Annotated in this window: 25 protein-coding genes and 1 pseudogene; 14 read left to right on the top strand and 12 right to left on the bottom strand. The window is 67.4% G+C overall.

Annotation, left to right across the window (positions count from 1 at the left end):
• Positions 1-454: 454 nt before the first annotated feature.
• Entirely contained in the window at positions 455-784 is a 330-nt protein-coding gene (locus tag EXE47_RS14995) for a non-histone chromosomal MC1 family protein (protein ID WP_049931936.1), read from the bottom strand.
• Positions 785-1,127: 343 nt separating this feature from the next.
• On the opposite strand from EXE47_RS14995, the gene EXE47_RS14990 reads away from it, so the two are divergent.
• A complete protein-coding gene (locus EXE47_RS14990) occupies positions 1,128-1,331 on the top strand; it encodes a hypothetical protein (protein ID WP_049931938.1) in 204 nt (67 codons plus the stop codon).
• 100 nt (positions 1,332-1,431) lie between these two features.
• The gene (locus EXE47_RS14985; RefSeq protein WP_049931940.1) at positions 1,432-2,487 is read left to right on the top strand and encodes a quinone-dependent dihydroorotate dehydrogenase; all 1,056 of its coding nucleotides are present in this window, start codon (positions 1,432-1,434) and stop codon (positions 2,485-2,487) included.
• 30 nt (positions 2,488-2,517) lie between these two features.
• On the opposite strand, the gene EXE47_RS14980 is transcribed toward EXE47_RS14985, so the two are convergent.
• Positions 2,518-5,193: a valine--tRNA ligase gene (locus tag EXE47_RS14980; protein ID WP_089308538.1), complete on the bottom strand. Its 2,676-nt coding sequence runs from the start codon at positions 5,191-5,193 to the stop codon at positions 2,518-2,520.
• 72 nt (positions 5,194-5,265) lie between these two features.
• The gene (locus EXE47_RS14975; protein ID WP_049931944.1) at positions 5,266-5,520 is read right to left on the bottom strand and encodes a hypothetical protein; all 255 of its coding nucleotides are present in this window, start codon (positions 5,518-5,520) and stop codon (positions 5,266-5,268) included.
• Positions 5,521-5,881: 361 nt separating this feature from the next.
• On the opposite strand from EXE47_RS14975, the gene EXE47_RS14970 reads away from it, so the two are divergent.
• Positions 5,882-6,124: a ferredoxin gene (locus EXE47_RS14970; RefSeq protein WP_049931946.1), complete on the top strand. Its 243-nt coding sequence runs from the start codon at positions 5,882-5,884 to the stop codon at positions 6,122-6,124.
• 223 nt (positions 6,125-6,347) lie between these two features.
• On the opposite strand, the gene hemB is transcribed toward EXE47_RS14970, so the two are convergent.
• Genes hemB through EXE47_RS14960 form a run of 3 tightly spaced genes read right to left on the bottom strand, consistent with a single transcriptional unit; the run spans position 6,348 to position 8,441 of the window.
• Positions 6,348-7,328 (bottom strand): porphobilinogen synthase, encoded by a 981-nt coding sequence (hemB, locus tag EXE47_RS14965; RefSeq protein ID WP_089308537.1) that lies wholly within the window; start codon positions 7,326-7,328, stop codon positions 6,348-6,350.
• A 47-nt stretch (positions 7,329-7,375) separates the two neighbouring features.
• Complete coding sequence (locus EXE47_RS18800; RefSeq protein ID WP_167373086.1) at positions 7,376-7,540, bottom strand: DUF6757 family protein; 165 nt, start codon at positions 7,538-7,540, stop codon at positions 7,376-7,378.
• Positions 7,541-7,565: 25 nt separating this feature from the next.
• A complete protein-coding gene (locus EXE47_RS14960; RefSeq protein ID WP_089308536.1) occupies positions 7,566-8,441 on the bottom strand; it encodes a PHP domain-containing protein in 876 nt (291 codons plus the stop codon).
• A gap of 167 nt (positions 8,442-8,608) precedes the next feature.
• On the opposite strand from EXE47_RS14960, the gene EXE47_RS14955 reads away from it, so the two are divergent.
• Positions 8,609-8,893, top strand: a complete 285-nt coding sequence (locus EXE47_RS14955; protein ID WP_008585525.1) for a hypothetical protein — start codon at positions 8,609-8,611, stop codon at positions 8,891-8,893.
• Positions 8,894-8,999: 106 nt separating this feature from the next.
• Here the strand turns inward: EXE47_RS14955 and EXE47_RS14950 are convergent, their stop codons facing one another.
• A complete protein-coding gene (locus EXE47_RS14950; protein WP_049931952.1) occupies positions 9,000-10,049 on the bottom strand; it encodes a DUF5784 family protein in 1,050 nt (349 codons plus the stop codon).
• Positions 10,050-10,174: 125 nt separating this feature from the next.
• Between EXE47_RS14950 and EXE47_RS18540 the strand changes: the two genes are divergently transcribed.
• Positions 10,175-10,342: a DUF5786 family protein gene (locus EXE47_RS18540; RefSeq protein ID WP_004599209.1), complete on the top strand. Its 168-nt coding sequence runs from the start codon at positions 10,175-10,177 to the stop codon at positions 10,340-10,342.
• Positions 10,343-10,456: 114 nt separating this feature from the next.
• On the opposite strand, the gene EXE47_RS14945 is transcribed toward EXE47_RS18540, so the two are convergent.
• Positions 10,457-11,125, bottom strand: coding sequence for a hypothetical protein (locus tag EXE47_RS14945; RefSeq protein WP_089308542.1), 669 nt, complete (start codon positions 11,123-11,125; stop codon positions 10,457-10,459).
• Entirely contained in the window at positions 11,122-12,066 is a 945-nt protein-coding gene (locus EXE47_RS14940; protein WP_049931954.1) for an NAD(P)H-binding protein, read from the bottom strand. The genes EXE47_RS14945 and EXE47_RS14940 overlap by 4 nt, the downstream gene beginning before the upstream one ends.
• Positions 12,067-12,198: 132 nt before the next feature.
• Here EXE47_RS14940 and EXE47_RS14935 point away from each other — a divergent pair, with 132 nt between their 5' ends.
• The 4 genes from EXE47_RS14935 to EXE47_RS14920 all read left to right on the top strand — a co-directional run bounded on the left by EXE47_RS14935 (position 12,199) and on the right by EXE47_RS14920 (position 14,967).
• Positions 12,199-13,134, top strand: coding sequence for an MBL fold metallo-hydrolase (locus EXE47_RS14935; protein ID WP_089308535.1), 936 nt, complete (start codon positions 12,199-12,201; stop codon positions 13,132-13,134).
• Between the two features lie 90 nt (positions 13,135-13,224).
• Positions 13,225-13,830, top strand: a complete 606-nt coding sequence (locus EXE47_RS14930) for a hypothetical protein (RefSeq protein WP_049931956.1) — start codon at positions 13,225-13,227, stop codon at positions 13,828-13,830.
• 7 nt (positions 13,831-13,837) lie between these two features.
• Positions 13,838-14,338, top strand: coding sequence for a hypothetical protein (locus EXE47_RS14925; protein WP_086220197.1), 501 nt, complete (start codon positions 13,838-13,840; stop codon positions 14,336-14,338).
• Positions 14,335-14,967, top strand: a complete 633-nt coding sequence (locus EXE47_RS14920) for a YigZ family protein (RefSeq protein WP_089308534.1) — start codon at positions 14,335-14,337, stop codon at positions 14,965-14,967. The genes EXE47_RS14925 and EXE47_RS14920 overlap by 4 nt, the downstream gene beginning before the upstream one ends.
• Before the next feature lie 33 nt (positions 14,968-15,000).
• Here EXE47_RS14920 and EXE47_RS14915 read toward each other — a convergent pair whose 3' ends face one another.
• Positions 15,001-16,710: a DNA-directed DNA polymerase II small subunit gene (locus tag EXE47_RS14915; protein ID WP_137708489.1), complete on the bottom strand. Its 1,710-nt coding sequence runs from the start codon at positions 16,708-16,710 to the stop codon at positions 15,001-15,003.
• Positions 16,711-16,839: 129 nt separating this feature from the next.
• Between EXE47_RS14915 and EXE47_RS14910 the strand changes: the two genes are divergently transcribed.
• A complete protein-coding gene (locus EXE47_RS14910; protein WP_137708488.1) occupies positions 16,840-17,916 on the top strand; it encodes a S26 family signal peptidase in 1,077 nt (358 codons plus the stop codon).
• 52 nt (positions 17,917-17,968) lie between these two features.
• Here the strand turns inward: EXE47_RS14910 and EXE47_RS14905 are convergent, their stop codons facing one another.
• The gene (locus EXE47_RS14905) at positions 17,969-19,711 is read right to left on the bottom strand and encodes a Cdc6/Cdc18 family protein (protein WP_049931964.1); all 1,743 of its coding nucleotides are present in this window, start codon (positions 19,709-19,711) and stop codon (positions 17,969-17,971) included.
• Positions 19,712-21,047: 1,336 nt separating this feature from the next.
• Positions 21,048-21,523: pseudogene (locus EXE47_RS14895) on the bottom strand (TetR/AcrR family transcriptional regulator).
• Between the two features lie 454 nt (positions 21,524-21,977).
• Between EXE47_RS14895 and EXE47_RS14890 the strand changes: the two are divergent.
• From EXE47_RS14890 to EXE47_RS14875, 4 genes are all read left to right on the top strand, one after another.
• The gene (locus tag EXE47_RS14890) at positions 21,978-22,619 is read left to right on the top strand and encodes an Era-like GTP-binding protein (RefSeq protein WP_049931966.1); all 642 of its coding nucleotides are present in this window, start codon (positions 21,978-21,980) and stop codon (positions 22,617-22,619) included.
• Positions 22,619-23,032: a DUF2073 domain-containing protein gene (locus EXE47_RS14885; protein WP_049931967.1), complete on the top strand. Its 414-nt coding sequence runs from the start codon at positions 22,619-22,621 to the stop codon at positions 23,030-23,032. The genes EXE47_RS14890 and EXE47_RS14885 overlap by 1 nt, the downstream gene beginning before the upstream one ends.
• Positions 23,033-23,734, top strand: coding sequence for a Zn-ribbon domain-containing protein (locus EXE47_RS14880; RefSeq protein WP_089308531.1), 702 nt, complete (start codon positions 23,033-23,035; stop codon positions 23,732-23,734).
• A 419-nt stretch (positions 23,735-24,153) separates the two neighbouring features.
• Complete coding sequence (locus EXE47_RS14875) at positions 24,154-25,335, top strand: aspartate kinase (RefSeq protein WP_049931970.1); 1,182 nt, start codon at positions 24,154-24,156, stop codon at positions 25,333-25,335.
• Positions 25,336-25,353: the final 18 nt, after the last annotated feature.

Here is a 25,353-nt window from a genome sequence, read left to right as displayed (position 1 = left end):
AGGTTGACACACCATTGCATTGGTCTGTGTGGTGTCCGGTCCATCCAGCGGCTTGGATGACACCGAACGACCACGGCTCACATCAGATCGCCGCTTACGCCGGAGCGCAGGGGGCGCGATCCTCATCCTTCGCGGACCTGAACGTACCGGGCGACGGGTCATAAACCCATCGAAACGGTACGGGTCCAGCGAAACCGGGCCGAGTTGAACGGCCCGAGTCCGCGTTGCGTTCTTCGCATTTCTTCGAATGCCCGGGGTATACTTAACCCCGTCGAACCAACTCCACTACGTCATGCGGTTTCATGGCGTAAAACAGTGATAACTGACCGGATCGAATCGATGTGCGGCAGCGTCTATCCGAGACGAGTTCTCTGTGCCGGTGTAGTGATCAAGCCCGGACTGTTCCGGTCGAGCAGTACCGAAAACGAGAGATCGGAACCGGAGCGTCCGGGAGCTACTCCTCGTCGAGGTACTCGATGCCCTGCTTCGAGACGTTAGCCTTAGTGATGTCGTTGAGGTCGTTGAGCCAGAAGTCGTCGTCCGCCTCGTCGACCTCGGGGGCGTTGTCCTTCCACGCCCAGCCCTCGTACTCGTGGACTTTCTGCGTCCCCTTTTCACGGAGACGGAGCGTCGTTCGTTGCGCCTCCTCCTCCGAAGGCGCCGGCTCGAGCGTTCGAGCCGCCTTGAGTGCCGCCTGACGCGGCATGTTCCCCGAGAACTCACTCGGTTCCGATCCGTCTTCCTCTCGAAGGGCAAAGTTTCGCTTACCGTCTTCACGTACCATGGTTTTGCCTCCATGTGACACCAGCACACAGTGTGTAATAAATATATCGGGGAAATGAAAGCTGTGCGGCACAACATTTATATACTGTCTCGGCCGCTGCTAGCGGTTTGGAACGCCGACGAGACGAGTTGACCGACCCGCGGAGGATTTCAGGCGGACGGCGAGCGCGAGACGGTGTTCACACGAACAGTCGGAGGGGAGTTGCCAGTCGGTCGACTAGCCGGGGAGTCGATCGGCCAAGGGAGCCGACGACGCACCCGCGCGGTTGGCTCGTCGGGCATACGAATACGCGTAAACAACACTTATGTGTCTGCTATGGCGAAGTGCGACAAGTACACCCGCGATGGTCCGCAAAAAGAAGCTCAGCCCCAGTGGCGCCAAGGACGACGAGGGGGAGTACCACAACGTCCACGTGAACCTTCACGAGGACGAACTCGCCGTCGCCGGCATGGAAATCGGCGACGAGGTGTTCGTCCGAGTCCGAGACGGGAAGATAATCATCCAGAAGGCGGACGCGAACCCGGAGCAGCTCGAACACGACTTCTGACGCGGACCCGCGGGATTTTCGTCGGCAAGGACGCCGCCGAGCGGTCGCGACGCGGACTGCGGTCGGCGGATTGATTGTCGCTCGTGACGAGACACGCACGATGGGCGCGTATGACCTGTTGAAGCCAGCACTGTTCCGGCTGCCGCCGGAGACCGCACACGGACTGATCCACGGACTCCTCGGCGGCGTTCAGGGGACTCCGGTTTCCGCCGCGCTCGCCGAGCGGTACGTGGTCGGCGACGAGCGGCTCGCGGTCGACGCGTTCGGGTCGAAATTCCCGAATCCAGTGGGTGTCGCCGCCGGTTTCGACAAGAACGCACACGTGCCGCGAGCGCTGTCGTCCCTCGGGTTCGGTCACGTCGAAGTCGGCGGCGTCACCGCCGAGCGGCAGCCCGGGAACCCCCGTCCGCGGCTGTTTCGCTTGCGCGAGGACGAGGCGCTCGTCAATCGGATGGGGTTCAACAACGAGGGCGCTGACGTGGTCGGCGAGCGGCTCGATCGCGACCCGCTCCCGGACGTGCCGGTCGGGATCAACATCGGGAAGTCGAAGTCGACACCGCTCGAGGACGCCCCGGACGATTACCTGTACACGTACGAGCGCGTCGCGGACGCGGGCGACTACTTCGTCGTCAACGTCTCCAGTCCCAACACGCCGGGACTCCGCGAGCTCCAGAACCGCGACGCGCTGGAGCGGATCCTCGGGACGCTGGACGATGCGGGCGCAGACCCCCTCCTCGTGAAACTCTCCCCGGATCTTCCGGAGCCAGCGGTCGAAGACGCGCTCGGGGTCGTCGACGACCTCGATCTGGACGGCGTCATCGCGACCAACACGACGACATCGCGGCCGGACTCAGTGCGGAGTCACAACCGAGCGGAACGCGGCGGCCTCTCGGGGAAGCCGATCGAATCGCTCGCGACGGATCGGGTGCGGTTCGTCGCCGAGCGCACGGACGTGCCGGTGATCGGTGTCGGGGGGATCTCAGACGCCGCGGGCGCCTACGAGAAGATACGGGCCGGCGCCTCGCTCGTCCAGCTATACACGGGGCTCGTCTACGAGGGGCCGAGCCTCGCGCGCGACATCAACGAGGGACTGCTCGAACTGCTCGAACGCGACGAGTTCGACTCGATCGAGGACGCGGTCGGCGCGGACCTGTGAGCGGGTCGAGAGGCGGAAGGGGAGGGCGGGCTACGCCTCGTTACGCACGATGACGACGACGTCGTCGGCCTGAAGCAGCTCGCCCTCGCCCTGGTACTGCCGCTCTTCTTCGACCGCGAACTCGTCGTCGACCAGCGTGACGCTCGCGACGTGAAGTTCGTCGCCGTCGATCTTGTACTCCCCCTGCGCGAGAGCGGCCTCGATGTCCCCGACCTGATCGCCGTACTTCGGGCCGACGGTGGCGTAGTCGAGGTCGATGCCCGTGATCACCGTCTCGACGGGCGCGTCGCCGTCGGGGTGGACCGCGAGGTCGTCGACGTGCATCACGCCGGTGATGTCGTCCTCGAAGCCCCGCACGTCGGCGTACACCTCCACCGCGTCGAGCGCGGCGGTGAGAGGGAGCTGATTCTCGCTTTTGTACTTCCGGAGCGCGCCGACGACGGCGGTGGCGGCGGTCCCGGCGTCGCGGTCGGCCTCGATTCCGAGCGGCTCGGGCCAGTCGGCGAGGTGGATCGAGTCGCTCGCACCGTCGGCGAGCGAGACCCCTTCGGGTGTGGCCCCGTCGACCGCGTCGGCGTACATGTCGTGCCACAGCTCCTCGGTAACGTGCGCAAGGAGCGGGGCGAACAGCTTCAGGAACCGTCGGTGCGCGGTGCGGAGGGTGTACGCCGCCGCGTCGTCCTCGCGCTGCTTCGCGATCTCGAGGTAATCGTCACAGAACGTGTTCCAGAAGAAGCTCCGGAGCTCGTCGCGGGCCTTCGAGAACGCGCGGTCGTCGAGGAGCTCGGTGAGCCGCTCGATCTCGGCGTCGAGCTCGGCGAGGAGCCAGCGGTCGAGCTCGCGGAGGCCTCCCTCGGGCTCGGCCGGGAACGGCTCCGGCGCGAGCGACTCGACGAGCTTCGAGGCGTTCCACAGCTTCCGGATCAGCTTCTCGCCCGCGCGGAGGTCCTTCTCCTTGAACGGGAAGTCGTCGCCGACGGCGGTGCCGGCCGCCCAGTAGCGCGTGGCGTCCACGGGGAACTCCTCGAGGACCGCCTCGGGCTCGACGACGTTGCCGACGGACTTCGACATCTTCTCGCGGTTCTCGTCGAGGACGTGGCCGTTGATCATCGTCTCCTCGAACGGAACCTCACCGGTGTGCTCGTAGCACTTGACGAGGGTGTGGAACAGCCAGAAGCTGATGATGTCGTGGCCCTGCGGTCGGAGGTCGAACCGGTACAGCTCCGGGCGCTCCATCGTGAACTCCTCGGCCTCGTCGTCCCAGTCCCAGCCGGCGTTGACGAGGGGCGTGAGGCTGGAGGTGGCCCACGTGTCGAGCACGTCGTCCTCCGGCTGGAAGGCGTCGTGCCCGCACTCGGGGCACGCGTCGACGGGCGGGTCGTCCGACAGGGGGTCGACCGGGAGGTCGGCCTTCTCGGCGATGACCTCCTCGCCGCAGCCCTCGCAGTACCACACCGGGAACGGGATTCCGGATGACCGCTGACGGGAGATGAGCCAGTCCCATTGGAGCCCCTCGACCCAGTGTTCGTACCGGGTGAACATCTTCTCGGGCGACCAGTCCATCTCGCGACCGATCTCGAGGTACTCGTCCGTCTTGTCGAGCATCTCGATGTACCACTGCTCGGTGACGAGGAACTCGACGCTCGTCCCGCAGCGCTCGTGGACGTTGACCGTGTGGGTGATGTCGCGGCGGTCGAGCAGCGCGCCCGCCTCGTCGAGGTCTTCGACGATCGCTTCGCCCGCCTCGTCGGCGTGGAGCCCTTCGTACTCCCCGGCGAGGTCGGTCATGTGGCCGGACTCGTCGATGGCGACCCGGAGGTCGAGGTCGTGGACCTGGTACCACTCGATGTCGTTCTGGTCGCCGAACGTACAGCACATCACGATGCCGGAGCCGGTCTCCATGTCGACGCGCTCGTCGGCGATGATCGGCACCTCGTGGCCGAACAGCGGGACCTCCGCGGACTCGCCGACGAGGTCCTGGTTCTCGTCGTCGTCCGGGTGGACGAAGACGGCGACGCACGCGGGGAGGAGTTCGGGCCGCGTCGTCGAGATAACGAACTCGTCGGCGACCTCGTCGTTCCCGTCGCGTCCGGCGACGGGGAACGCGATGTCGTTGAAGTGGCTGGCCTGCTCGTCGTCCTCGGTCTCGACCTGCGAGATGGCGGTCTCGCACTCGGGACACCAGATCGCGGGGGCCTTCTCGCGGTACTCCCGGCCCTGCTCGTACAGGTCGACGAACGACAGCTGCGAGACGCGCTGGACACGGGGTTCGATCGTCTGGTACGTGTGGTTCCAGTCGACCGACACGCCGAGCGATTGGACGTTCTCGGTGAACTGCTCCTCGTAGTCGGCGCAGACCTCCCGGCACTTCGCTTGGAACTCGCGCCGCTCGAAGTCCTGATGCCGGATGTCGAGCTCGTCCTCCGTGAGCCGCTCGGAGGCGATGCCGTTGTCGTCGTAACCGAACGGGAAGAACGTCTCCCCACCGTTCATCCGCTCGAAGCGCGCGACGAAGTCCTGGAGGGTGAACCCGTACAGGTGGCCCATGTGGAGGCTGCCCGATACCGTCGGCGGGGGCGTGTCGATGGAGAAGACGGTGTTCGGGTCGACCGGGTCGTCGTCGGAATAGGCGTACGTCTCCTCGTCGACCCATCGCCGCTGCCAGCGCGGCTCGACGGCGTCGGGGTCGTACTCACCACTGGGCATTTCGGTCACACGTTCCGCCGGTTCCCCCTTAACGGGCTCGGTTGTGCGGGACATCGGCGCACGCCGAGCGCTTCAGACCGTGTCGTCGAGGTCGTGGTCGGCCGCCATCTTCGACGCCTCCGTCGCGAACCGCTCGACCTCGTCCGCGGGCGTCTCCCCCAACGCGGTCTCGTCGACCTCGCGGCCGGCGGTGATCCCGCCACCGGTGACGAGCCGCTGTTCGGCCAGCTCCTTCGTGTGTATCCGCTTGCCGTCCTCAGTGGCGTAGGTGAGCCGCACGAGCCCCTTCGAGTCGAACTGCCGGTCAACGAGCCAGACCGTGGTCATACGCGGCGATCGGTGCCTGCGACGCTTAAGAAGGGCGGTCGGCCGTTGGAAACCGAGGGGGGAGGTCGGTGTCGGAGAGGGGTTGCGGTGACGCGTGCCGACGAACAGCCGTCAGGACGCGTGCCGACGAACAGCCGTCAGGCTGTGAGTCGCGCGCGAGGTCGCCGGCGCTGCGCGCCGGCTGCCGGAGCATCTTCGGTTCTCGCTGGAGTCGGGAGCGAAGCGAGCGACGAGGCCGGGGCTTCGGAGGTAGTTACCGAGGATTGACCGTCGAATCCGAGTCAGTCATCGAATCAGAACCAACCGGAGCCCTACACGTCTCGTCGTCACCGCTTTGTATCGGCTCGCCGAACAGGTGAGCATGTACGTCGAGTTCGACCGCGACACCTGCGTCGGGATGTACCAGTGCGTCGCCGAGTGGGACGCCTTCGAGAAGGACCTGAACGACGGAAAGGCCGACTTAGCGGGGAGTACCGAGGAGGACGAGGACCTGTTCGTCGTCGAGGTGCCCGACGGCGAGGAGCTCGACGCGAAGTTCGCGGCGCGCTCGTGCCCGGTCGACGCCATCGAGGTGTACGACGACGACGGCGAGCAGGTGGTGTGAGCAGTTCCGGTCGCTCGATCGGTTGCGTATAAACAACAGCCGGTGTCTCGATCTGAGCGAACACCGCCGAAGCCCCGCCCCGCGGCCTCACGCCTCCCCGGCCTCGTCGGCCTCCTTTCGCGACTCCATCGCACGCGCTCCTCGCGGCCGCCGGTGGCGACCGCTCGGAGGCGCGCGCCGAGGTGGATAGTCGGGAAACGCGTCGACTCCTGCCCGAGTCTATTTATAACTGATCGGCTACGTCCTCGGCGAAGTACGTGATGATGAGGTCCGCGCCCGCGCGCTTGAGCGCCGTGAGCGACTCCAGCGCGGTCGCCTCCAGGTCGAGCCACCCCTTCTCCGCGGCGGCGTGGAGCATCGCGTACTCGCCGGAGACGTTGTACGCCGCGATGGGACGGTCGAACTCTCGCCGGAGGTCGCCGACGATGTCGAGGTATGGCAGGCCGGGTTTCACCATCAGCACGTCGGCGCCCTGCTCGGCGTCGAGGCGGGCCTCTCGGAGCGCCTCGCGGCGGTTCGCGGGGTCCATCTGGTAGTGGCGTCGGTCACCGAACGCGGGGGCGCCGTCGGCCGCGTCGCGGAAGGGGCCGTAGAAGGCGGACTCGTACTTCGCCGCGTAGCTCAGGATGGCCACCTCCTCGTGACCCGCCGCGTCGAGCGCCTCGCGGATCGCTTTTACCTGCCCGTCGGTCATCGCGGAGGGAGCGACCACGTCGGCGCCCGCGTCGGCCTGCGAGACTGCGGTGCGCGCCAGCAGGTCCAGCGTCTCGTCGTTCTTGACGGTGAGCGTCGGATCCGACTCGGCGCTCTCCTCGATCACGCCGCAGTGTCCGTGCTCGGTGTATTCACAGAGGCAGACGTCGCCGATGACGGTGACATCAGTCTCGGCGGAAATCCGGCGGATCGCGCGCTGGACGACGCCGTCGTCCGCGTACGCCCGGCTCCCGGACGCGTCCTTCGACTCGGGGACGCCGAAGAGGATGACGGCCTCGACGCCGGTGTCGCTGACCTCGGCGACCCGGTCGACCGCCTCGTCGACCGGCACGCGCTCGTGGCCGGGCATCGTCTCGATCGGGACGCGCTCGTCGGTCGTGGCGTCGACGAAGACGGGGGCGACGAGGTCCGACGCGGAGAGGTCGGTCTCGGCGACGAGCGGGCGAACGTCGTCGGTCCGGAGGCGGCGGGGCCGGTCCGTGAGGTCCATACCGGTTGTTCGGGTCCCGCCGACTTTTAGCGTTCGTCTCCGGCCGATTACTCGGAGGACTCGACGTCGATCCGGTCGCGGAGCTCCGCGAGCTCGTCCGACTCGGCGAGCTCCTCGACGCGCTGTTTGAAGTGGGACTCGCAGAGACCGACGACCACGCCGCCCTGCTCCGCCTCGTACGTGGCCTCCCGGTCGCAGTAGTGACACCGCATACCCGGTCCTCGGTCCGGCGCGGGCTTAATCCTGTTCGTCGGGCGTCGCCGCGGCGGCGGAGTCGCCCGTCGCGGACCCGTCTGTCGGGACCGCCTCGGGGAGCCGATCGCGGACGGGCTCGAACGCCGACGCCGTCAAGCCCGCGACGCCGAGCGTCCGCTCGTGCGCGTCCGTCCCGCCCGTTCTGAGCAGGTCGGCCTCGGCGGCGAGGCGGTCGATCCGCGAGTCGTCGACGGCGCGACCGTAGGGGTAGAAGCGCTCGACCGCGTCGATCGCGGCCGACTCGCGGGCGACGTCGAGCGCCTCGTCGACGCGCTCGTACCGGAACGGGTGAGCGAGGCCGACGAGCGCGCAGGCGTCGTCGAGGAGGTCGAGCCCCTCGTCGAGCGGCGTCACGTCGCGCGCGACGTAACACGGACCGTCGTTCCCGATCAGCTCGTCGAACGCCCCGGCGTAGTCGTAGGGGGCCTCCGACTCGTCGATCGCCCGCGCGATGTGCGGTCGCCCCAGCCCGGCGCGGGGCTCGATGTCGAGGTCGACGCCCAGCCGCTCCTCGACCGCGTCGAGGATGGCGGCGCCGCGCTCTCGGCGGTCGCGCTGGAGACGGTCGATCTCAGCGTCGAGCGCGCCGGTGTGTTCGACGCCGTAGCCGAGAAGGTCGAGCCGCCCGAACCCGGCGTCGACGCGGAGTTCGATCCCGCGGACGATCCGGACGCCGTCGCGCTCGACGACCGGCGCGTCTATCTCGGGGTGAACGCTGTCGTGGTCGGTGACGGCGACCCAGTCGACGCCGGCCTCGCGGGCGGCCGCGGGGACTTCGTCGAGCGTCATCGTGCCGTCCGAGAGGGTCGTGTGGGCGTGGAGGTCGGCGACGACGCGGTCGTCAGAGGCGGCGGGCATACCGGCGAGTAGTCGGGCGCGCCACTAATCGACGGCGGTTCGAGGGGACCGATCGGACCGGGCCGTCGAACCGGAGCAGGCCCGATATAAGGCAATATAAGGTATCCCCTCCGACTAAGGTCGTACATGGACAATCATTAAGGACTGCTGGCGGCTCCCTACTGTTGATGCGCTTGAACGGCGTCGACGACCGACTCGAACGGCACCAGTACCCGACCACCTCTGAGGAGATCATCGCGGCTCACGGAAACGCGACCGTAGAGCTCGCGAACGGGTCCGAGCGGCTCGGCGACGTCTTGGAGCGGTTCGGCGATCAGACGTTCGAAGACGCGGAGGACGTGTTCACCACGCTCCGGGCCGGCGTCTGTCACCGCGGCGTCGGTCGCCGGTTCTACTCGGACCGCGACCCGACCACCGACGCGGAGGACGGGCCCTCGCCCGTCTCGTTCTGAGGCGGCGAACCGCGCGGGATCCACGCACGTTTTTTCGAAACTCGATCGCGGAGCGTCGCCGATCCGCTGCGAGGGAGAGAGCTCGGCTCGGCGGAACCCCGCGAGGCTACGAGACGCCGTCGACGACCCCGGAGAGGTCGAGCGGGACCGACCCCTTCCGATAGCCCTCGATCGACCCGTCCGGCTCGGCGCGGTAGACGACCGCGGGCTTGTGACGGACCGCGGGTTCGGCCTCGCGCACGGCGGCCCACTCGTCGGCGGGAAACGACGAGCAGTCGACGAACAGCGTGACGCCGCCGGCGTGGGCCGCGAGCTGTCCGCTGGTCTTCGTCTCGGCGGTGTCGCGGACGGCGGCGACCGGATCGTTCGCGGACCGCCCCGCGGTCGGCTGCGGGCGCGTGACCTCGACGAGGTGACCGGTCCCGGTGTCGGGCTCCGTCGCGCGGAAGTCGAGCGAGTGTCCCGTCGTCACCTCGATCTCCGGGGTGACCTCGTACCCCGCGTCCGCGAGGATCCGGGCCGCGGTGAACTCGGCGATGGCCGCGCTCATCCGGACGAGGTCCCGCGAGGCGGAGGTACCGAGCTTCCCGGCCATCGTCTCGCGGTAGTCGTCGAGCACCCCAGGCCGGAGGGTCTCCTCGACGAACCCCGTCCCGGCGTCGCGGGTCGCGTCCGGGAACCCGGCCGCGTGGTCGCGGAAGAACGCCCGGCTCGTCTCCGCGCCGTCCTTCGAGCAGAACACGGGGAGAAAGAACCACGAGACGTGGGGGTACTCCGCCAGCCACGGCTCGTCGTCGTGGAGGCCGGCGAGCAGCTCCCGCTGTGCCCACCGGGAAACGGGATACGGCGCCTCGTCGAACCCGTACTTGTCCGTCCGCCAGAGCTCGCTCGGCGTCTCCGTGTTGCCCAGCCAGTACCCGACGGGACCGCCCTCGGCGCCGGCCGGCGGGTCGGCGTCGTCGTCGGTCCAGCAGAACAGCGCGAAGGAGTCGTCGTCCATGTCGAACCGCCGCGCCTCGTAGTCGGGCGGCGGCGCGAACCACGGGTCGCCGGCGGTCGACCCGAGGTTCTCGTCGAGGGGACGGCCGAGCTGCGACCGGACCCGATCCGCGGTCCACCGGCCGGGCGAGCGCCTGAATCGGAGGGGTTGGGCCACGGGCGTTTGGTATCACGTCGCGGGGTTAATCGATTCCGGTGGACGTGGCCGAACCTTCATCATCTATGATACGTTTACCGACAGGTATATTACAGGAAACGGCCAAGTGTAGTCGTACCATGTCAATGGGTGCCTATGACGAGGCCGAACACGAGCGTCGCGAGAAGAAGACCAGCGAAGTCGACGCCGACTTCGACGCGGAGCGGCCCGAGTACTCCGGTTCCCTGACCTACGACTCGGGCGACTCCACGGAGGCACTCCTCGACAAGTTCGAAGAGCTTCAGGGGAAGTGACGCGGCCGCGGCGACGCCGCGCCTTTTAATTCCGTTCTCGAACGCCGACAGCGGTCGCGCTCTCGATACCGGCCGTGCTATTGTACCGGACTCGCTGCCGATAGCGACCGCGTCTCACGTGAGCAGGATCGCCGCGCCGCAGACGAGCGCGACCGCGATGACGTGCCCCACCACCGCGCCGAGCAGCACGGGCTCGGAGAGTAAGAACGGGACGAGCGCGAGCTGAACGAGCGAGAAGCCGATGTTCTCGGCGTCGAGCCGGCGGACGGTCGCCCGCTCCTCGGACGGGAGGTCGACGTGGACGGCGCGCCACAGGGCGACGACCGCGCTCCACCACGAGGTCCCGATGCGGTACGTCAGGTCCCAAAGGACGAGCAGCGTGAGGTAGACGACGGGAATCGGCGGGTCCACGCCGAACAGGCGGTTGATGAGGGTCCCGTCCCACGCGAACAGGTACGTCACCAGCGCGATGAACGCCAGCACGCCCAACACGATCTCGATGCTCGACCCGAACAGCAGCCGCTTGTGTTCCGGAGGGGTTCCGAGCAGGCGGTTCTTCGCGCCCAAGCGGTGCATCTCGACGCTGCCGACCGCGGCGACGACGACGGCGACCGTCCCGGCGGCCACGGCGTTCCAGACCCCGTAGTACCACCCGAGCGCCACCACGCCCACCTCGAAGATCACGAACTGGAGCGCGACCGCCAGCGTCCGGGAGATCCCGAGCCCGGGGATGCCGCCGACGAGGCTCTCGTACACCCACGTCTCTCCGTACTCGCGGCTCACGGGCGGATCCCCCGGAGCGTCGTCAGCCACGGGCGCTGCGCGTTCGGCGAGTCGGTCAGCGCCCGGGCGACCGCGAGTTCGAACGACGTGCGTTCGATCGGGACGAGGTCCCGGATCCGGTCGTCTTCGACGATCACGGTGTTCCGGAGCCCCTCGACGAGCGACCGCGCGAGGTACGGGTTCACGTCGGTGACGAGCCGGAGCCAACGGGCGGACAGGCCCGGGCTCAACACCGGGACCCGCACGATGCGAAGCCCGCCGCCGAGCTGTCGCCTGGTCCGGCGGAGGATCTCCGCGTAGGTCAACACCTCCGGCCCGCCGATCTCGAGCGTTTCGCCGGCGGTCTCGGGCGCGGCGAGGACGCCGGCGAGGTACGCGACCACGTCGGCGACCGCGATCGGCTGGCACAGCGTGTCTACCCACTTCGGGGTGACCATCACCGGAAGCCGCCGCGCGAGCCCCGCGATCACCTCGAAGCTGGCGCTGCCGGCGCCGATGATGATCGCGGCCCGGAGGGCCGTGAGCGCCGGGTCGCCTTCCGCGAGGATCCGCTCGACCTCGCGTCGGGATCGGAGGTGTTCGGAGAGGTCCTCGCGGTCCTCACCGAGCCCGCCGAGGTAGACGATCCGTTCGATCCCCGCGGCCGAGGCCGCCGCCGCGAAGTTGGTCGCGCAGTTACGGTCCCGCTCCTCGTATCCCGGGCCGCCGTCCATCGAGTGGACGAGGTAGTACGCGGCGTCGACCGTCTCGCCGTCGATCTCGAACGCCGGGGGGAGCGTGTCCGGTTCCAAGAGGTCCCCCTCGACCACGGAGACCCCCTCGGGCGCCGCGTAGCCGTCGGCGTCGCGGACGAGCGCGACCACGTCGTGGCCGCGCGAGAGGAGCGTCGGGACGAGGCGGCTCCCGACGAACCCGGTCGCACCGGTGACGAGCACTCGCATACCGTCCCCTCGGGCGGCGCGACCATAAGCCCCGTCCCGCGCGATCGCCGCCGACCCGTGAGACCCGGCGCTGAGCGTCGCGGTCGGCCTGCGGACCGATCGCTAGAAGTGCCCCCGGGTCCCTCGTCCGGTATGCGCGCAGGCGAGTTCGAACCGGTCCGGGGCGTCGAGGACCTGTACGTCCACGACACCGGGATGTTCGCTACCGACGAGTACGGCGCCGTCTACGTGTACGACGCCGAGCGACCGATCGTGATAGACACCGGGACGGGGGCGAACCGAGAGGCCCTCTTCGAGAGCATCGAGGCGATCGGCATCGACCGCGACGAGCTCGCGTGGATCCTCCCGACCCACGCCCACCTCGACCACGCCGGCGGGGCGGGATACCTCGCCGAGCGCTACCCGAACGCGGAGGTCCGTGTGCCCGAGGAGGGAGTCAGACACCTCGTCGACCCCGAGGCGCTCGTCGCGGGAACCAAGTCGGCGGTCGAGGGGCAGTGGACGTACTACGCGGAGCCGGAGCCCGTCCCGGAAGACCGGATCGCGGGCGTCGCCGACGGAGACCGGATCGATCTGGGCGACCGCGAGCTGATCGCCCACGATGCGCCCGGGCACGCTCCCCACCACGCGGTCTACCACGAGCCGGAGGCGGGCGTGGTCTTCACCGCCGACGCCGCCGGGATCTACGTCCCAGAGGTCGACGACGTGGTGCCGACGACCCCGCCGCCGCAGTTCGACCTAGAGCAGTGCCTCGAGGACCTCCGGCTGATCGAGCGGCTCGACCCCGACACGGTCTGCTTCGGACACTTCGGACCCCGGAGCTACGAGTCGACGCTGATCGGTGAGGCGAAGCGGGCGTACGTCGAGTGGGTGGAGGCGGTCCGGCAGAAGCGCGCGGAGCTCGACGACGACAACGCGGTGGTCGAACACTTCGAGGCGGCGAGTCGCAACGTCGACTACTGGACTCGCGAGCGAGCGCGGGCGAACACGGGGCTGAACGTTAGAGGAGTGTTGGCGTATCTTGACCACGTCGACGAGATTCCGGCGGCGGACGTCGGCGAGGAGTAGTCGAAGGCGTCGGCGAGGAGTAATCGAGGGGCCAGCGACGGCGGACCCGAGAGAAACGCCCTAAACCCCGCCGCACGTAGCGGGGAGCAGATGGGTATCTTCGACACGATCCGGGCCGTGCTCGGGACCAGCGCCGAGACCGACGCGACCCGCGAGGCGGACCCCGAGGACCTCTTCGGGATGTCGACCGCGTATCTGACGATGCAGGCGGACCTCGGGTACGACCACTGCGGCGAGGCCGCGCTGTGTTTCTCCGGCATGGACAGCACTCGCTTCGACGACGCGGTCGAGAGCGTCGAGTCGATCCTAGAGGCCGGCGAGATCGACACCGGCACCGGCTTCCACCGGTACGAGGACGACCACGGGTACCAGTGGTTCGTCCTCGAGGACGACGACCCCGAGGACCTCGTCACGAGCGTCCACTTCGCGGCCGACCAGTTCATCGAGGAGGGGTTCGGGTCGCGGCTGCTCGCGGCCGTGTTCGGCTTCGAGAACGACGACGGCCCGGCCTACTGGATCTACTCGTTCCGGCGCGGCGCGTACTACCCGTTCGCGCCGCGGGGGACGAACGACCGGAGCCAGCAGGTCGAGTTCAAGCTCCAGTCGGTCCTCGACGGCGAGCTCGGCTTAGAGGACGACGAGTCGTACTGGTACCCGCTGTGGCCGGACGCGCGCGGGAACCACCCGTGGGAGTGAGGACTCGATGAGCGCTGACACCGCGCTAGGCGGGGCGGACCCGAGTCGAGATGAGGGGGCCGCCGGCCGCGACACCCCGAGAAAACGCCTCCTCCGGTGGGTCGCCGTCCAGGCCGCGGTCGTCGCCGCGGCGGTCCACCTCCTATGGGCGTGGCCGCGGCTCGGCTCGCCCCCGGACGCCCGCCCGTACCTGTTCGTCGCCGGGAGCGCGCTCGCGGTGGCCGTCGCGGTCGCGACGCTGCGGGCCGGCGAGTACCGCCGACTGTACGCGCTCGGCGCGGGAACGCTCGGGACGTTCCTCGGCGGGTTCCTCGCGTGGCACGGGACGGGCGCGGCCGCGGCGCTGGCGGCGGAGCCGCTCGCGGTCGTCGCGGTGATCGTCGAAGTCGTCGGATTCGCCGCCTACCTCGCGCTGTTCCGGCTCGCGCCGCCGACGAGCGTGGTCGTCGAGCGTCGCGAGGCGGACGGAGCCGAAGGAGAGCCGGAGGCCGACGGGGGGACGCCGTGACCGACGCGTACCGGACCGTCGCCGAGCGCGCGACGGCGCGGTTCGAGGTCCAGGGGTCGGAGTTCCTCGGCCACGTCGCGCCGGTCGACACGATCGAAGCGGCGGAGTCGTTCGTCGAGGCAGTCCGAGACGAGTACGCCGACGCGACCCACAACGTGCCCGCGTACCGGGTTCCCGCGGGCGAGCCGTCCGAGCGCGCTCGGGGGTCGGAACCGATGCTCAGGGAGTACTCGTCAGACGACGGGGAGCCGACCGGCTCCGCCGGGAAACCGGCCCTGAACGTCCTCCAGCAGCGCGAGATCCGGAACGTCGCCGCGGTGGTGACGCGCTACTACGGCGGGACGAACCTCGGAGTCGGGGGGCTCGCGCGCGCTTACTCGCGCGCCGTGAAGGAGGGTGTCGACGCGGCGGGAGTGACCGAGGAGCGCCCGCACCGAAGTCTGGTCGTCGAGACCGAGTACGACGACTCGGGGACGGTCCGGGGGGTGATCGAGTCGTCCGGCGTCGAGTTCGACGCCGACTACGGCGAGCGGGTTCGGTTCGACCTCCGAGTGCCCGTCACGCAGGTCGACGCGCTCCGCGAGCGGCTCAACGACGCGACGAGCGGGCGGGTAGAGATCGGTCGATAGCGGTCGAGAGGGGCTCGTTCGTTCCGGGCCGGCTCAGGAGAACTTCCGGACCGTCATGTCGAGCGTGTCGAGGTCGAGGATCGGCGCGTAGCCGGCGTCGGGGTCGATGTTGACTGACTTCTGGAAGTCGGTCTGGGCCTGCCAGCAGCCGGAGTTGACCGCGAGGACGTTGTGATACTTTCCCCAACCGAGCTTGTGGACGTGGCCGGTGTGGAACACGTCGGGGACATCCTCGATGACGAGGTAGTCGCGCTCCTCCGGCGCGACGCGGGTGTGCCCGCCGAACTGCGGCGCGACGTGACGCTTCTTCAGCAGCTGGTACATCGCCTTGTGCGGCTCGTCGTAGCTCGCCTTCTCTTCCGGAAGCTCCGCGATCACCTCGTCGAGCGAGACGCCGTGGTACATCAGCACCTCGACGCCTTCGACGGAGACCGTCGCCGGGTTCGAGACGATCCGCGCGTCGTGGACGTCCATGATCGCGCGGATCTCGTCGTTGAACCCGGGCTGCGGCTCCGCGAGCCGGACCGCGTCGTGGTTGCCCGGGATCATCACGATCTCGGTGTCCGCCGGTACCTCCTTGAGGTGTTCCGCGAAGGCCTCGTACTGCTCGTAGATGTCGACGATATCCAGCTCCTCGTCCTGGTCCGGGTAGACGCCGACGCCCTCGACCATGTCGCCCGCGAGCAGGATGTACTCGACGGGGTCGGCCTCGGGCGTGTGGAGCCAGTCCGCGAAGCTGTGCCACGCGTCGGCCATGAATTCGTCGCTGCCGACGTGGACATCGGAGATCAGCGCGGCCTGGACGTGACGGTCGGCGCCGCCAGGGTTGTGCGTCCGGGGGACGTCCGGGAAGTGGAGCGAGTCCGCGAAGAGGATCCCGGCGTCGTCGGCGAGCGTCCCCTCGACCGCGACGCACTCGTCCAACAGGATTTCGTCGACGACGTCCGCGAGCCCCTTGTCCTTCATCACGAGGGCGGGGAACGTCCCGGTGGTGTCCTCCAGTTCGACCAGCCAGTGGCCCGACTTCGTGGAGCGCACGTCGTTGACGAGGCCGATCATCGCGGCGTCGCTACCGCCGGGCATGTTCGCGATCGCTTCGGCCGGTCGGTGGTTGACGCGGCCGCGGAGGACCTTCGAGAGCCGCTCGTAGCGGTCGCGGAACGTCGTGACGAAGTCGCTGTACTCGCCGGTTCCCGTGCTGCGGCCGGTCATGTCGTTGCCGACCTCCAGATCGCGCAGGTCGAGATCACGTGAGGTATCAGCGGCGGTCGCGGAGTCGGCAGTCGGTGAATCGGCAGTCGTGGGGTCGGCAGTCGGTGAATCGGCAGTCGTGGGGTCGGCAGTCAGTGGATCGGCGGTCCCGGGGTCGACGGTTGGGGCGTCGGTCGTCGCGGGGTCGCTAGCGGCCCCCGTATCGACATCCATAGCCGAAGCGCCGTCGGTCGTCACTGGGTCGGCGACGGTCTCGGTCGCGCCGGGTTCGGTGGCTGATGACCCCTTCGTTTCGACTGGAGATTGTCCGGTTTCGTCCGGGGGAGCGGCCGATTTATCGGTGTGGTCGATCGCTTCGCGGACGTGGTCGGCGGTGATCCGAAGCGCCTCGTCCGGGGCGCGGTCGACGGTGGCCGCGATCGCCGCGGTCGGGTCCGTCGCGCCCGCGAGTAAGGTGACCGCCTCGCGTTCGGCGTTGTAGCCGCGCTCGGCGAGGGCTTTCGCGATCCGGGCGTTCGACTCCAGCGGCACGACACTCGAAAGGGGGGTCACGGGCAAAACCGTTCCGGAGGCGTCGGCTGGAGTCGGAGCCGGAGTCAGGAGGTAGGGGAACTCTCGAGACCCGGAAGCTTATGAGCGAAACCCCCCAAACGCGTCGTAATGGATGAAGGGGATCGGCCGACAGACGGCGACGAGTCGGCCGATCGAGACGAGCGGAACCGAAGCGAATCGGCAACGGCTCACGACGGAGGAGGCGGCGTTTCTGACGAGTTAGAAGACGAAGCGTCCGACGGAGCGGGCGGCGACGCACCTGACACTGAGCCCGAGGCCGGCTCTCGGCCCGAGGCCGGCTCTCGGCCCGAGGCCGGCTCTCGGCCCGAGGCCGGCTCTCGGCCCGAGGCCGAGCAGTCGGGCGAACCCGATCGCGCCGACGCTTACGACGGTGCGTCTCACGGCGCCGACTCTCACGACGAGGCCCCTCGCGACGGCGAGGATATCGCTACCAAGGCGGGCCTCGGATCGACAAGATCGTCGGACGGCGACCCGGACGAGTCGTTCCTGTATCGGTTCCGTCACGACCGGGAGGGCGCGCTGATGTGGATCCGCGAGATGCTGTCGAGCGTCGCCGTCGTCCTTCTGGTCGGGCTGCTGCTGTTCGGCGTGAGCGGCGTGTGGCCGCCCATGGTCGCGGTCGAGTCGGGGAGCATGGAGCCGAACATGCAGGTCGGCGACCTCGTGTTCGTCACCGAACCGGGACGCTTGGCGCCGGACGCGGCCGAGAACGGCGTCGGCGTCGTCACGCACGAGGTTGGTCAGGAGGTCGACTACCGGACGTTCGGATCCTACGGCTCCGTGATGATATACACGCCCCCGGGTCGGACCGGATCGCCCATCATCCACCGGGCTAGGTTCCACGTGACCGAGGGAGAGAACTGGTACGACCGCGCCGACGATCGGTATCACAACGCCGTCGACTGCGAGTCGCTCGCCAACTGCCCGGCGCCGCACGACGGCTACATCACGCTGGGGGACAACAACGGGGCCTACGACCAGGCCAGCGGGCTCTCGCCGCCCGTCAGAGCGGAGTGGGTGAACGGGGTGGCGCGGGTCCGAGTCCCGTATCTCGGCTACATCCGGCTGGTCGCGACGGGGCAGGTAGAGCTGAACGAGGCGATAGCGCGGACGGTCGGAAGTAGCCTCTCTCCGGCGTCGTCGGGTTTCTCGGCCGCGGGGTAACTGCGGACGCGACGCGCCGACGTCAGACGTGTCAGAGGCGGCGCGGTCGGCGTCAGTTGTCGAACCGCGCCTGAACGAACGGCTGCGCGTTTTCGATGTCGCCGAGCCGAGAGTCGGACAGGAGGACCGCCTCGGTCTCCTCGACCGGCACGGAGAGACCCATCTCTTTCGTTCGCCCGTAGCGCCCCTTGGAGACGACGACGGCGTTGACGATCCCCAGCATGTCGAGTTCGCTGATGAGGTCGGTGACGCGCCGCTGGGTCAGCACGTCGGCGTCGATCTCCTCGCAGAGCCGCTTGTAGATGTTGAACACCTCGCCGGTGTTGATGTTGTGAACGCCGTTCTTCTCCAGGAGGATCACGGCGAATAAGACGATCTTGCTCTGTGTCGGGAGGGTGCGGACGACCTCGACAACGCGGTCGAGTTCGATCTTGTCCTGCGCCTGCCGGACGTGCTTCTCCGCGACGATCTCGGCCTGCGAGCGCTCGGCGAGTTCGCCCGCGGTGCGGAGGAGGTCGAGCGCCCGCCGCGCGTCGCCGTGTTCCTGCGCGGCGAAGGCGGCGCAGAGGGGGATCACGTCGTCGGTGAGCGCGTCGGGCTTGAACGCCGTGTCGGCGCGGTGCTGGAGGATGTCGCGGAGCTGGTTAGCGTCGTACGGCGGGAAAACGATCTCCTCCTCGCCGAGGCTCGACTTGACGCGGGGGTCGAGGAAGTCGGTGAACTTGAGATCGTTCGAGATCCCCATGATGGAGATGCGCGAGCGGTTGAGCTCGGAGTTCATCCGCGAGAGGTTATAGAGCGTGTCGTCGCCGCTCTTCTCGACGAGCTTGTCAATTTCATCGAGCATGATCACGACCACGCGCTCGTGGTAGTCGACCGCCTCGAAGAACGTCGAGTAGACGCGGTCGGTCGGCCACCCCGTCATCGGGACCTCCTCCATCTCGTCGGCGTCGTCCTCCAGCGTCTCGATGCGGTCGTCGAGGTCCTCGATCGAGTCGAACTCGGTGTCGGCGAGGGCGGCGGCCGCGTCGCGGCCGGCCGTCTCGTCGGCGTCCGTCGCGTCCGCGCGGAGGCCTTCGAGTCGCTCCAGCTGATCGGCGATCACCGCTTGGTTCTCCTCGATGAACGTGTTCGCGAGCTGGGCGAGGACGCGGTACTGGGTGTCGGTCACCTCGCAGTTGATGTACTCGACCTCGCAGGGTACGTCGTACTTCTGCGAGGTGGACTCGAGCTCCTGCGAGACGAACTTCGCCGAGGCGGTCTTCCCGGTTCCCGTCTTCCCGTAGATGAGGATGTTCGAAGGGGTCTCGCCGCGGAGCGCGGAGACGAGGATCGTCGCCATCCGGTTGATTTGGTCGTTCCGATGCGGGAGTTCGTGCGGGGTGTACGAGGGCCGGAGGACCTCCTTGTTCTCGAAGATCGGCTCGCCGGAGAGGAGGTCGTCGAACAGGCCCTGATTGTCGTCGTCGTCGAGGACGACGCCGTCGAAGTCGACGTCGGGCGACGATCGGTCGCGACTGCCGTTGTCGATCTCCGCGGTTTCGGGTCCGGCGTCCGTTACCGGGTCGGGTACGGAACGGGATCCCGAGTCGCGGTCGGAGTCCTCACTGGAGTCGGCGTCACGGTCGGGGTCGTCACCGAAGTCGGAACCGGTCTCGGGCGGGCCATCGGAGTTCAGATCAGCGATATCGGACGCGGAGCCGTCGCTACGGTCCGAGTCGTCGTCGACCGAGTCATCGTCGTCGGTCTGATCAGTGCCGTCGTCAGCCCGCGGTGTGTGATCGCCTTCGTCCATGTGAACCCCTCCGTTTCAGGTGGAGACGACCAAGAGAACCGATTCTCACGCCGTCTCCGGTCGGAAATACGCATTCGCGGTCGAATACGACATCGACCGCGTCCACTTGATACAGTCGAACCAGATGAAGAGACGGTACAAAAGTGTTCCTCTCTGGAGTTGAAACGTCCCCATTAGTCCAGCGAGCAGGTGGAGACAGACCCCGTCCGAACCGAACGAATCGCCGGGCAGACTGGTCGAGAAAATGAGGTGATCCCAGCGACAGACGGGAAAGCTCCACGACGTTTGACGAGATATCGCCGAACGGGTCGTCTCATCGGCGGATCAGTCGGTCCACATTCGACCTGATGAGTGGGAGTCGCCGTGAAGGAACCAATCATCCGGCTGGGAGTTCCGTTGGTCGTTCCCGATCTCCCGGTTGTGGGCGCGGTCTGGAGTGCCGACTGATTGTTCTCTTCGAATGGACCCCCCACCCCTTCGTTTCGTGTGGAACAGCGATCAGGGGTGGGGAGGGGGTCGAAGAGCTCTATGTAACAGAGGTAGATTTAATATCTATAGCGTAGAACAGTGCCCTCGGCAATCTACTATAGAATATATTAGTATGTTTGTAGTTATTTTATCTTGTTTATAGTCGTATTTTTCTTGCCGCCCACAGACAACCCTGGACAACTCCGGTTCAACCGGCCACCACCCCACCGCCGAGCCCGGTTCCACCTGAAACGAAGGGGTGGGGGGGATACCAGCGAGAAGTACCAATCCGGACCCTCTCCGGCCGTTAGCACTGGGCCGGGAAGTCCCCACAGGTGTCACCCGCCTCAACACCCTGACGTTCGTCGCCAGCGGGTTCCGCTTGGTGGTTCTAGCGAAGCAAGCCGAAGGGGTGACCGAAGTTGGACAACCTGACTGCGATGACGTCTTCCGTCACTCCACACCGACGCACGTTGAAGACGAGTCTCCAGACTGCCCGACCCGGCTCACCGAGAGAAGAGTCTCACCTCAAATTTAAACAAGCGGACAGCAAGAGGCGATGAACTGTCAAAAGAGGCGCGAAAACGCTAAAGAGTCACTGAGAACCAGTCCGCGACCGAGGATTATCTCGGGACCGACGAGCCGCGTCGTCCGCCGTCGCAGGTACCCGCAGGGAGGTCACGCTATGTCCAGTTGAAATGGCGGCGGTCGTCGCGACGACAGTCGAGAGGACTCCCCCAGATGTCTGTGCGCCGAACCACCTCGCGCCGCTTCGGCCCGACTTGGCTCGATCCATTCGACTACTTTCTCTGTCCCATCGTCTGATCCGTTCGACTACTTGCTCTGCCCCACCGCCTGATCCGTTCGACTACTCGGTCCGTTCGAGCGATTCAAAAATGAACTCGTCTATTGCTTCTCGCGTCTCCTCCGGGGCGTCCTCGTGACCGAGCGAGATCCGCCGCCCGCGAGCGGCGTGGATAACGTCGGTCACCAACTGGCTCATCCGTTCGGGGTCGAGAACGAAGACATCAGGTCGTACTTCCCGTCGAAATGATAGTGGATCACCTGCCGCGTGAGGTCCATCTCCTCGCCGATATCGCGCATCCGGAGGTCCTTGTAGCCGTGCTTGCTCAGCGCGCGGAACGTCGCCTCTATGATGGCCTCCTTCGTATCCTTCGAGGGGCCCGTCTCTCTGCCGGATCTGTCGGAATTGTCGGATCCGATGGCGGAACGCTCTTGCGGAGGATTCCTGTCGGAGCCGCGGTCACCGGAACCCACGTCGTTCGCGTCGTCCGACAGTGACTCGACAGACTCGTTCGCCGGGCCATCCTGTGAGTCGTTCATGCCAATTTGGTACGCGTGAGGTAGATAATACGGTTACTCTTCGCTTTTATTCTCCGACGAGATCTACCCCCTCGATCGAACGATATCACCGCAGGTAAACAAACGATCGTCCGAAACTGAACCGGCGTTTCACTCAACCCGCCAAACGAGTGGGTCACACCCGACGAGTGAGTCGGGTCGCGGACCGACGGTCCCCGGGATCCCGTGTCGCCTGCCGCCCGCGACCGCGCCTTCTCATCAGCCGATTCTCCCCCGCCGAACCGCACCCCCGACGCCGAATTTCGGGTTCGTCCGGCGCCGATGCTCCGGATCGGGGGGATGTCTGACGCAGTTCTTAAGTGAGAGCGGTGAGGACCGTACCGTAATCCCCCGAACGGGCGTCGAGCGCACGGATCGAACGGCGTCCGAAACGACAGCGGTGTTCGGGTAAACCACACACGGACTGGAGGTCAGGATGGGACTGCTCACGAATCTCAGAGACAGCATATCGCGGGTCACAGACGGCCTGTTCGCGGCCGACGAGCCCAAGCGGATCGGGATCTACGGACCGCCGAACGCCGGTAAAACGACCCTCGCAAACCGGATCGCACGCGACTGGACGGGTGACGCCGTCGGGCCGGAGAGCCACATCCCCCACGAGACTCGCCGGGCCCGCCGGAAGGAGGGCGTGGAGATCGAACGCAACGGGCGGACGGTCACCATCGACATCGTCGACACGCCCGGCGTGACGACGAAAGTCGACTACAAGGAGTTCTTGGACCACGACATGGAGAAGGACGACGCCGTCCGCCGGTCGCGCGAGGCGACCGAGGGCGTCGCGGAGGCGATGCACTGGCTCCGCGAGGACGTCGACGGCGTCATCTACGTGCTCGACTCGACGTCAGACCCGTTCACCCAGGTGAACACGATGCTGATCGGGATCATCGAGTCGCAGGACCTCCCCGCGCTCATTCTCGCGAACAAGACTGACCTGCCGGGATCGGACGTCCAGCAGATCGCGAACGCCTTCCCGCAACACGAGACGATTCCGCTGTCGGCGTTGGAGGGCGACAACATGGACGAAGTGTACACCAAGATCGCGGAGTACTTCGGCTAATGGCCGGCCCGAAAGCCAACGTCAACGCCGCCGACGATCCCGACGACTCCGACGACGGCGTCCGGATCGACATGATAAGCGGCGCGCGGATGGAGGGGCTCACGAGCATGGAGAAGATCCGGCTCATCCTCGACGGCGTCCGCGAGGGAAACATCGTCATCCTCGAAGAGGGGCTCTCCCCCGACGAGGAGTCGAAGCTCATCGAGGTGACGATGACCGAGATCAGCCCCGACGACTTCACCGGCATCGAGATAGAGACGTACCCCAAGGCCGAGGCGGGCGACCAGAGCTTCCTCGACAAGTTGATGGGCCGCGAGTCGACCCAGAAGCTCACGGTGATCGGCCCGGCGAACAGAATCGAGACCCTCCACAAAGACGAGAACCTCATCAGCACGCTCGTCTCTCGCAAGTAGATGCCCCACCAGTGTACCTCCTGCGGCCGGACGTTCCCCGACGGCTCCAAGGAGATGCTGTCCGGGTGCCCCGACTGCGGCGGGAACAAGTTCCAGTTCAAGCCCGCGAACGCGACGGAGAACGCCGGCCCCGCCGCCGGAGCGGACGGGACGCCCGACTCCGCCGCCGGAGCGGACGGGACGCCTGACTCCGACTCGGGGCCGTCCGACAGAACGCGGCCGACCGCGGACGGGGAGGTTGCGTCGGCGTCCGACGAGGGCGCCGCCGCTCGGGGCCCCGACAACGCCGCAGACGCGACGCCGGACGACCGGGCCGATCCGACGCCGGACGATGCCGTGGCGGGCGCCGAATCAACGACCGGGTCCGACGGTACGGAACAGATCGCCGACCGGAGTGACGAGGACATGGCACAGGCGAGCGCGCGATCCGAAGTGGTGTCCCCGGACGAGCTTGACCGCGCGAGCCGCGATGTCGACTCCGCCGAGACCTCGGAGCCGACCGACGAGGAGTCCAAGCCCGGCATCGACGCGCTCCGCGACGAGCTCAACGACCAGTTCGAGAGCATCCGCATCGTCAGCCCCGGCCAGTACGAGCTCAACCTGATGGAGCTGTACGACAGACAGGAGTACATCATCTCGCTTCAAGAGGACGGCCGGTACGTCATCGAAATGCCCGACGCGTGGGGCATCGACGACGAGTGACGCCTTCACTCCCCGTCCCGTCCGGCTTTTCACGCTCCTGACCCCCCAGTTCTCTTCCTGACCGCCCAGTTCTCTTCCTGACCGCCCCCGTTCTCGTCCTGACCGGCCCCTTCCCCGTCCCGCCCCGCGTTCTCTGACCGTCGTCTCCCCACATTCCCGGCGATTCCGGACGTCGGTGATCGTTCGTCTCGTTTTATTCGTAGTATAACAACTGAACCGGACGATTCGGCGATTCGGGCGACCCTTGTCGAAGAAGATACTGTTATCCGGCTTCCTCCGCTACGGAGTCGCATGTTTACCGATCGCTCCCGCCGACCGACCCGGAATTCCGGCGTCGGCTCGGCACCCGCCGTCCCGCTCGCCCGCCGCCGACCGCTCGCCGGAGACCGACCCTCTCGGACCCGCGACGGGGTAGCCGCATGCGCGTAGTCGCGAAGTTCGGGGGAACGAGCCTCGGCAGCGGCGACCGGATCGAGCGCGCGGCCGACTCGGTCGCGAGCGCGGTCGCGGCCGGCCACGAGATAGCGGTCGTCGCGAGCGCGATGGGGTCGACCACCGACGACCTCCTCGACGACATCACCTTCGAGACGGACGACGCCGACCGCGCGGAGATCGTCTCGATGGGCGAACGCACCAGCGTCCGCATGCTGAAGGCCGCGCTGTCCGTCCGCGACGTCGACGCCGTCTTCCTCGAACCCGGCCACCCGGACTGGCCGGTCGTCACCAACGAACTCGGCGAGGTCGACGTGGCGGAGACGAAGCGGCGGGCGGAGGAGATCGCGGCCGATATGGACGGCGTCGTCCCGATCATCACCGGGTTCCTCGCCGAGGACCACGAGGGCAACGTCACCACGCTCGGGCGCGGCGGCTCGGACACCACCGCCGTCATGCTCGGCAACTACATAGACGCCGACGAGGTCGTGATCGTCACCGACGTGGAGGGCGTGATGACCGGCGACCCCCGCGTCGTCGAGGGCGCGCGCAACGTGGGCGAGATCACCGTCGACGAGCTGCGCAACCTCTCTTTCCGCGGCGCCGAGGTCGTCGCGCCGTCTGCGCTCTCGTACAAGGACGAGGGGCTCGCGGTTCGGGTCGTCCACTACCAGCACGGTGACCTGCTCCGCGGCGGCACGCGGATCGAAGGCGAGTTCGAGAGCCTGATCGACATGCGCGAGGAGCCGCTCGCGTGTCTCACCATCGCGGGGCGAGCCATCCGCAACCGTCCGGGGATCCTCTCGGAGCTGTCGAACGCGCTGCGCGCCGAGGAGGTCAACATCGACGCGGTCGCGTCCGGCATGGACTCGGTCACCTTCTACGTCGACGTCGACATCGCCGAGACCGCCGAGGCGCTGCTCCACGAGGCGGTCGTCACCGACGAGGCGCTCTCCTCCGTCACCGTCGCCGACCCCATCGCCGTGATCCGCGTCACGGGCGGCGAACTCCCCAACCAGTCGGGGGTCATTCAGGACATCATCGCGCCCATCGCGGACGCCGGAATCAACATCATCGACCTGATCACGAGCGCCACCTCTGTCGCGGTGTTCGTCGACTGGGACGACCGAGAGGAGGCCCTCGAAATCGTCCAAGAGCGCTTTGACTAAGCCTCGCGGGGATCGACG

Origin of the sequence: Halorubrum sp. GN12_10-3_MGM (assembly GCF_005435235.1) — an archaeon.
Lineage (GTDB): Archaea > Halobacteriota > Halobacteria > Halobacteriales > Haloferacaceae > Halorubrum > Halorubrum ezzemoulense.
Note: the sequence above shows the minus strand (reverse complement) of the source record. Positions and strands in the feature narration are given on the sequence as shown.

Coding starts and splice junctions, on each gene's coding strand:
- EXE47_RS14985 (WP_049931940.1), top strand. CDS start 1,432: ATGGGCGCGTATGACCTGTTGAAGCCAGCACTGTTCCGGCTGCCGCCG.
- EXE47_RS14885 (WP_049931967.1), top strand. CDS start 22,619: ATGGCCGGCCCGAAAGCCAACGTCAACGCCGCCGACGATCCCGACGAC.
- EXE47_RS14930 (WP_049931956.1), top strand. CDS start 13,225: ATGGGTATCTTCGACACGATCCGGGCCGTGCTCGGGACCAGCGCCGAG.
- EXE47_RS14935 (WP_089308535.1), top strand. CDS start 12,199: ATGCGCGCAGGCGAGTTCGAACCGGTCCGGGGCGTCGAGGACCTGTAC.
- EXE47_RS14955 (WP_008585525.1), top strand. CDS start 8,609: ATGCGCTTGAACGGCGTCGACGACCGACTCGAACGGCACCAGTACCCG.
- EXE47_RS14910 (WP_137708488.1), top strand. CDS start 16,840: ATGGATGAAGGGGATCGGCCGACAGACGGCGACGAGTCGGCCGATCGA.
- EXE47_RS14975 (WP_049931944.1), bottom strand. CDS start 5,520: ATGACCACGGTCTGGCTCGTTGACCGGCAGTTCGACTCGAAGGGGCTC.
- EXE47_RS18800 (WP_167373086.1), bottom strand. CDS start 7,540: ATGCGGTGTCACTACTGCGACCGGGAGGCCACGTACGAGGCGGAGCAG.
- EXE47_RS14980 (WP_089308538.1), bottom strand. CDS start 5,193: ATGCCCAGTGGTGAGTACGACCCCGACGCCGTCGAGCCGCGCTGGCAG.
- EXE47_RS14875 (WP_049931970.1), top strand. CDS start 24,154: ATGCGCGTAGTCGCGAAGTTCGGGGGAACGAGCCTCGGCAGCGGCGAC.
- EXE47_RS14940 (WP_049931954.1), bottom strand. CDS start 12,066: ATGCGAGTGCTCGTCACCGGTGCGACCGGGTTCGTCGGGAGCCGCCTC.
- EXE47_RS14880 (WP_089308531.1), top strand. CDS start 23,033: ATGCCCCACCAGTGTACCTCCTGCGGCCGGACGTTCCCCGACGGCTCC.
- EXE47_RS14970 (WP_049931946.1), top strand. CDS start 5,882: ATGTACGTCGAGTTCGACCGCGACACCTGCGTCGGGATGTACCAGTGC.
- hemB (WP_089308537.1), bottom strand. CDS start 7,328: ATGGACCTCACGGACCGGCCCCGCCGCCTCCGGACCGACGACGTTCGC.
- EXE47_RS14995 (WP_049931936.1), bottom strand. CDS start 784: ATGGTACGTGAAGACGGTAAGCGAAACTTTGCCCTTCGAGAGGAAGAC.
- EXE47_RS14905 (WP_049931964.1), bottom strand. CDS start 19,711: ATGGACGAAGGCGATCACACACCGCGGGCTGACGACGGCACTGATCAG.
- EXE47_RS14925 (WP_086220197.1), top strand. CDS start 13,838: ATGAGCGCTGACACCGCGCTAGGCGGGGCGGACCCGAGTCGAGATGAG.
- EXE47_RS14890 (WP_049931966.1), top strand. CDS start 21,978: ATGGGACTGCTCACGAATCTCAGAGACAGCATATCGCGGGTCACAGAC.
- EXE47_RS14960 (WP_089308536.1), bottom strand. CDS start 8,441: ATGCCCGCCGCCTCTGACGACCGCGTCGTCGCCGACCTCCACGCCCAC.
- EXE47_RS18540 (WP_004599209.1), top strand. CDS start 10,175: ATGGGTGCCTATGACGAGGCCGAACACGAGCGTCGCGAGAAGAAGACC.
- EXE47_RS14990 (WP_049931938.1), top strand. CDS start 1,128: ATGGTCCGCAAAAAGAAGCTCAGCCCCAGTGGCGCCAAGGACGACGAG.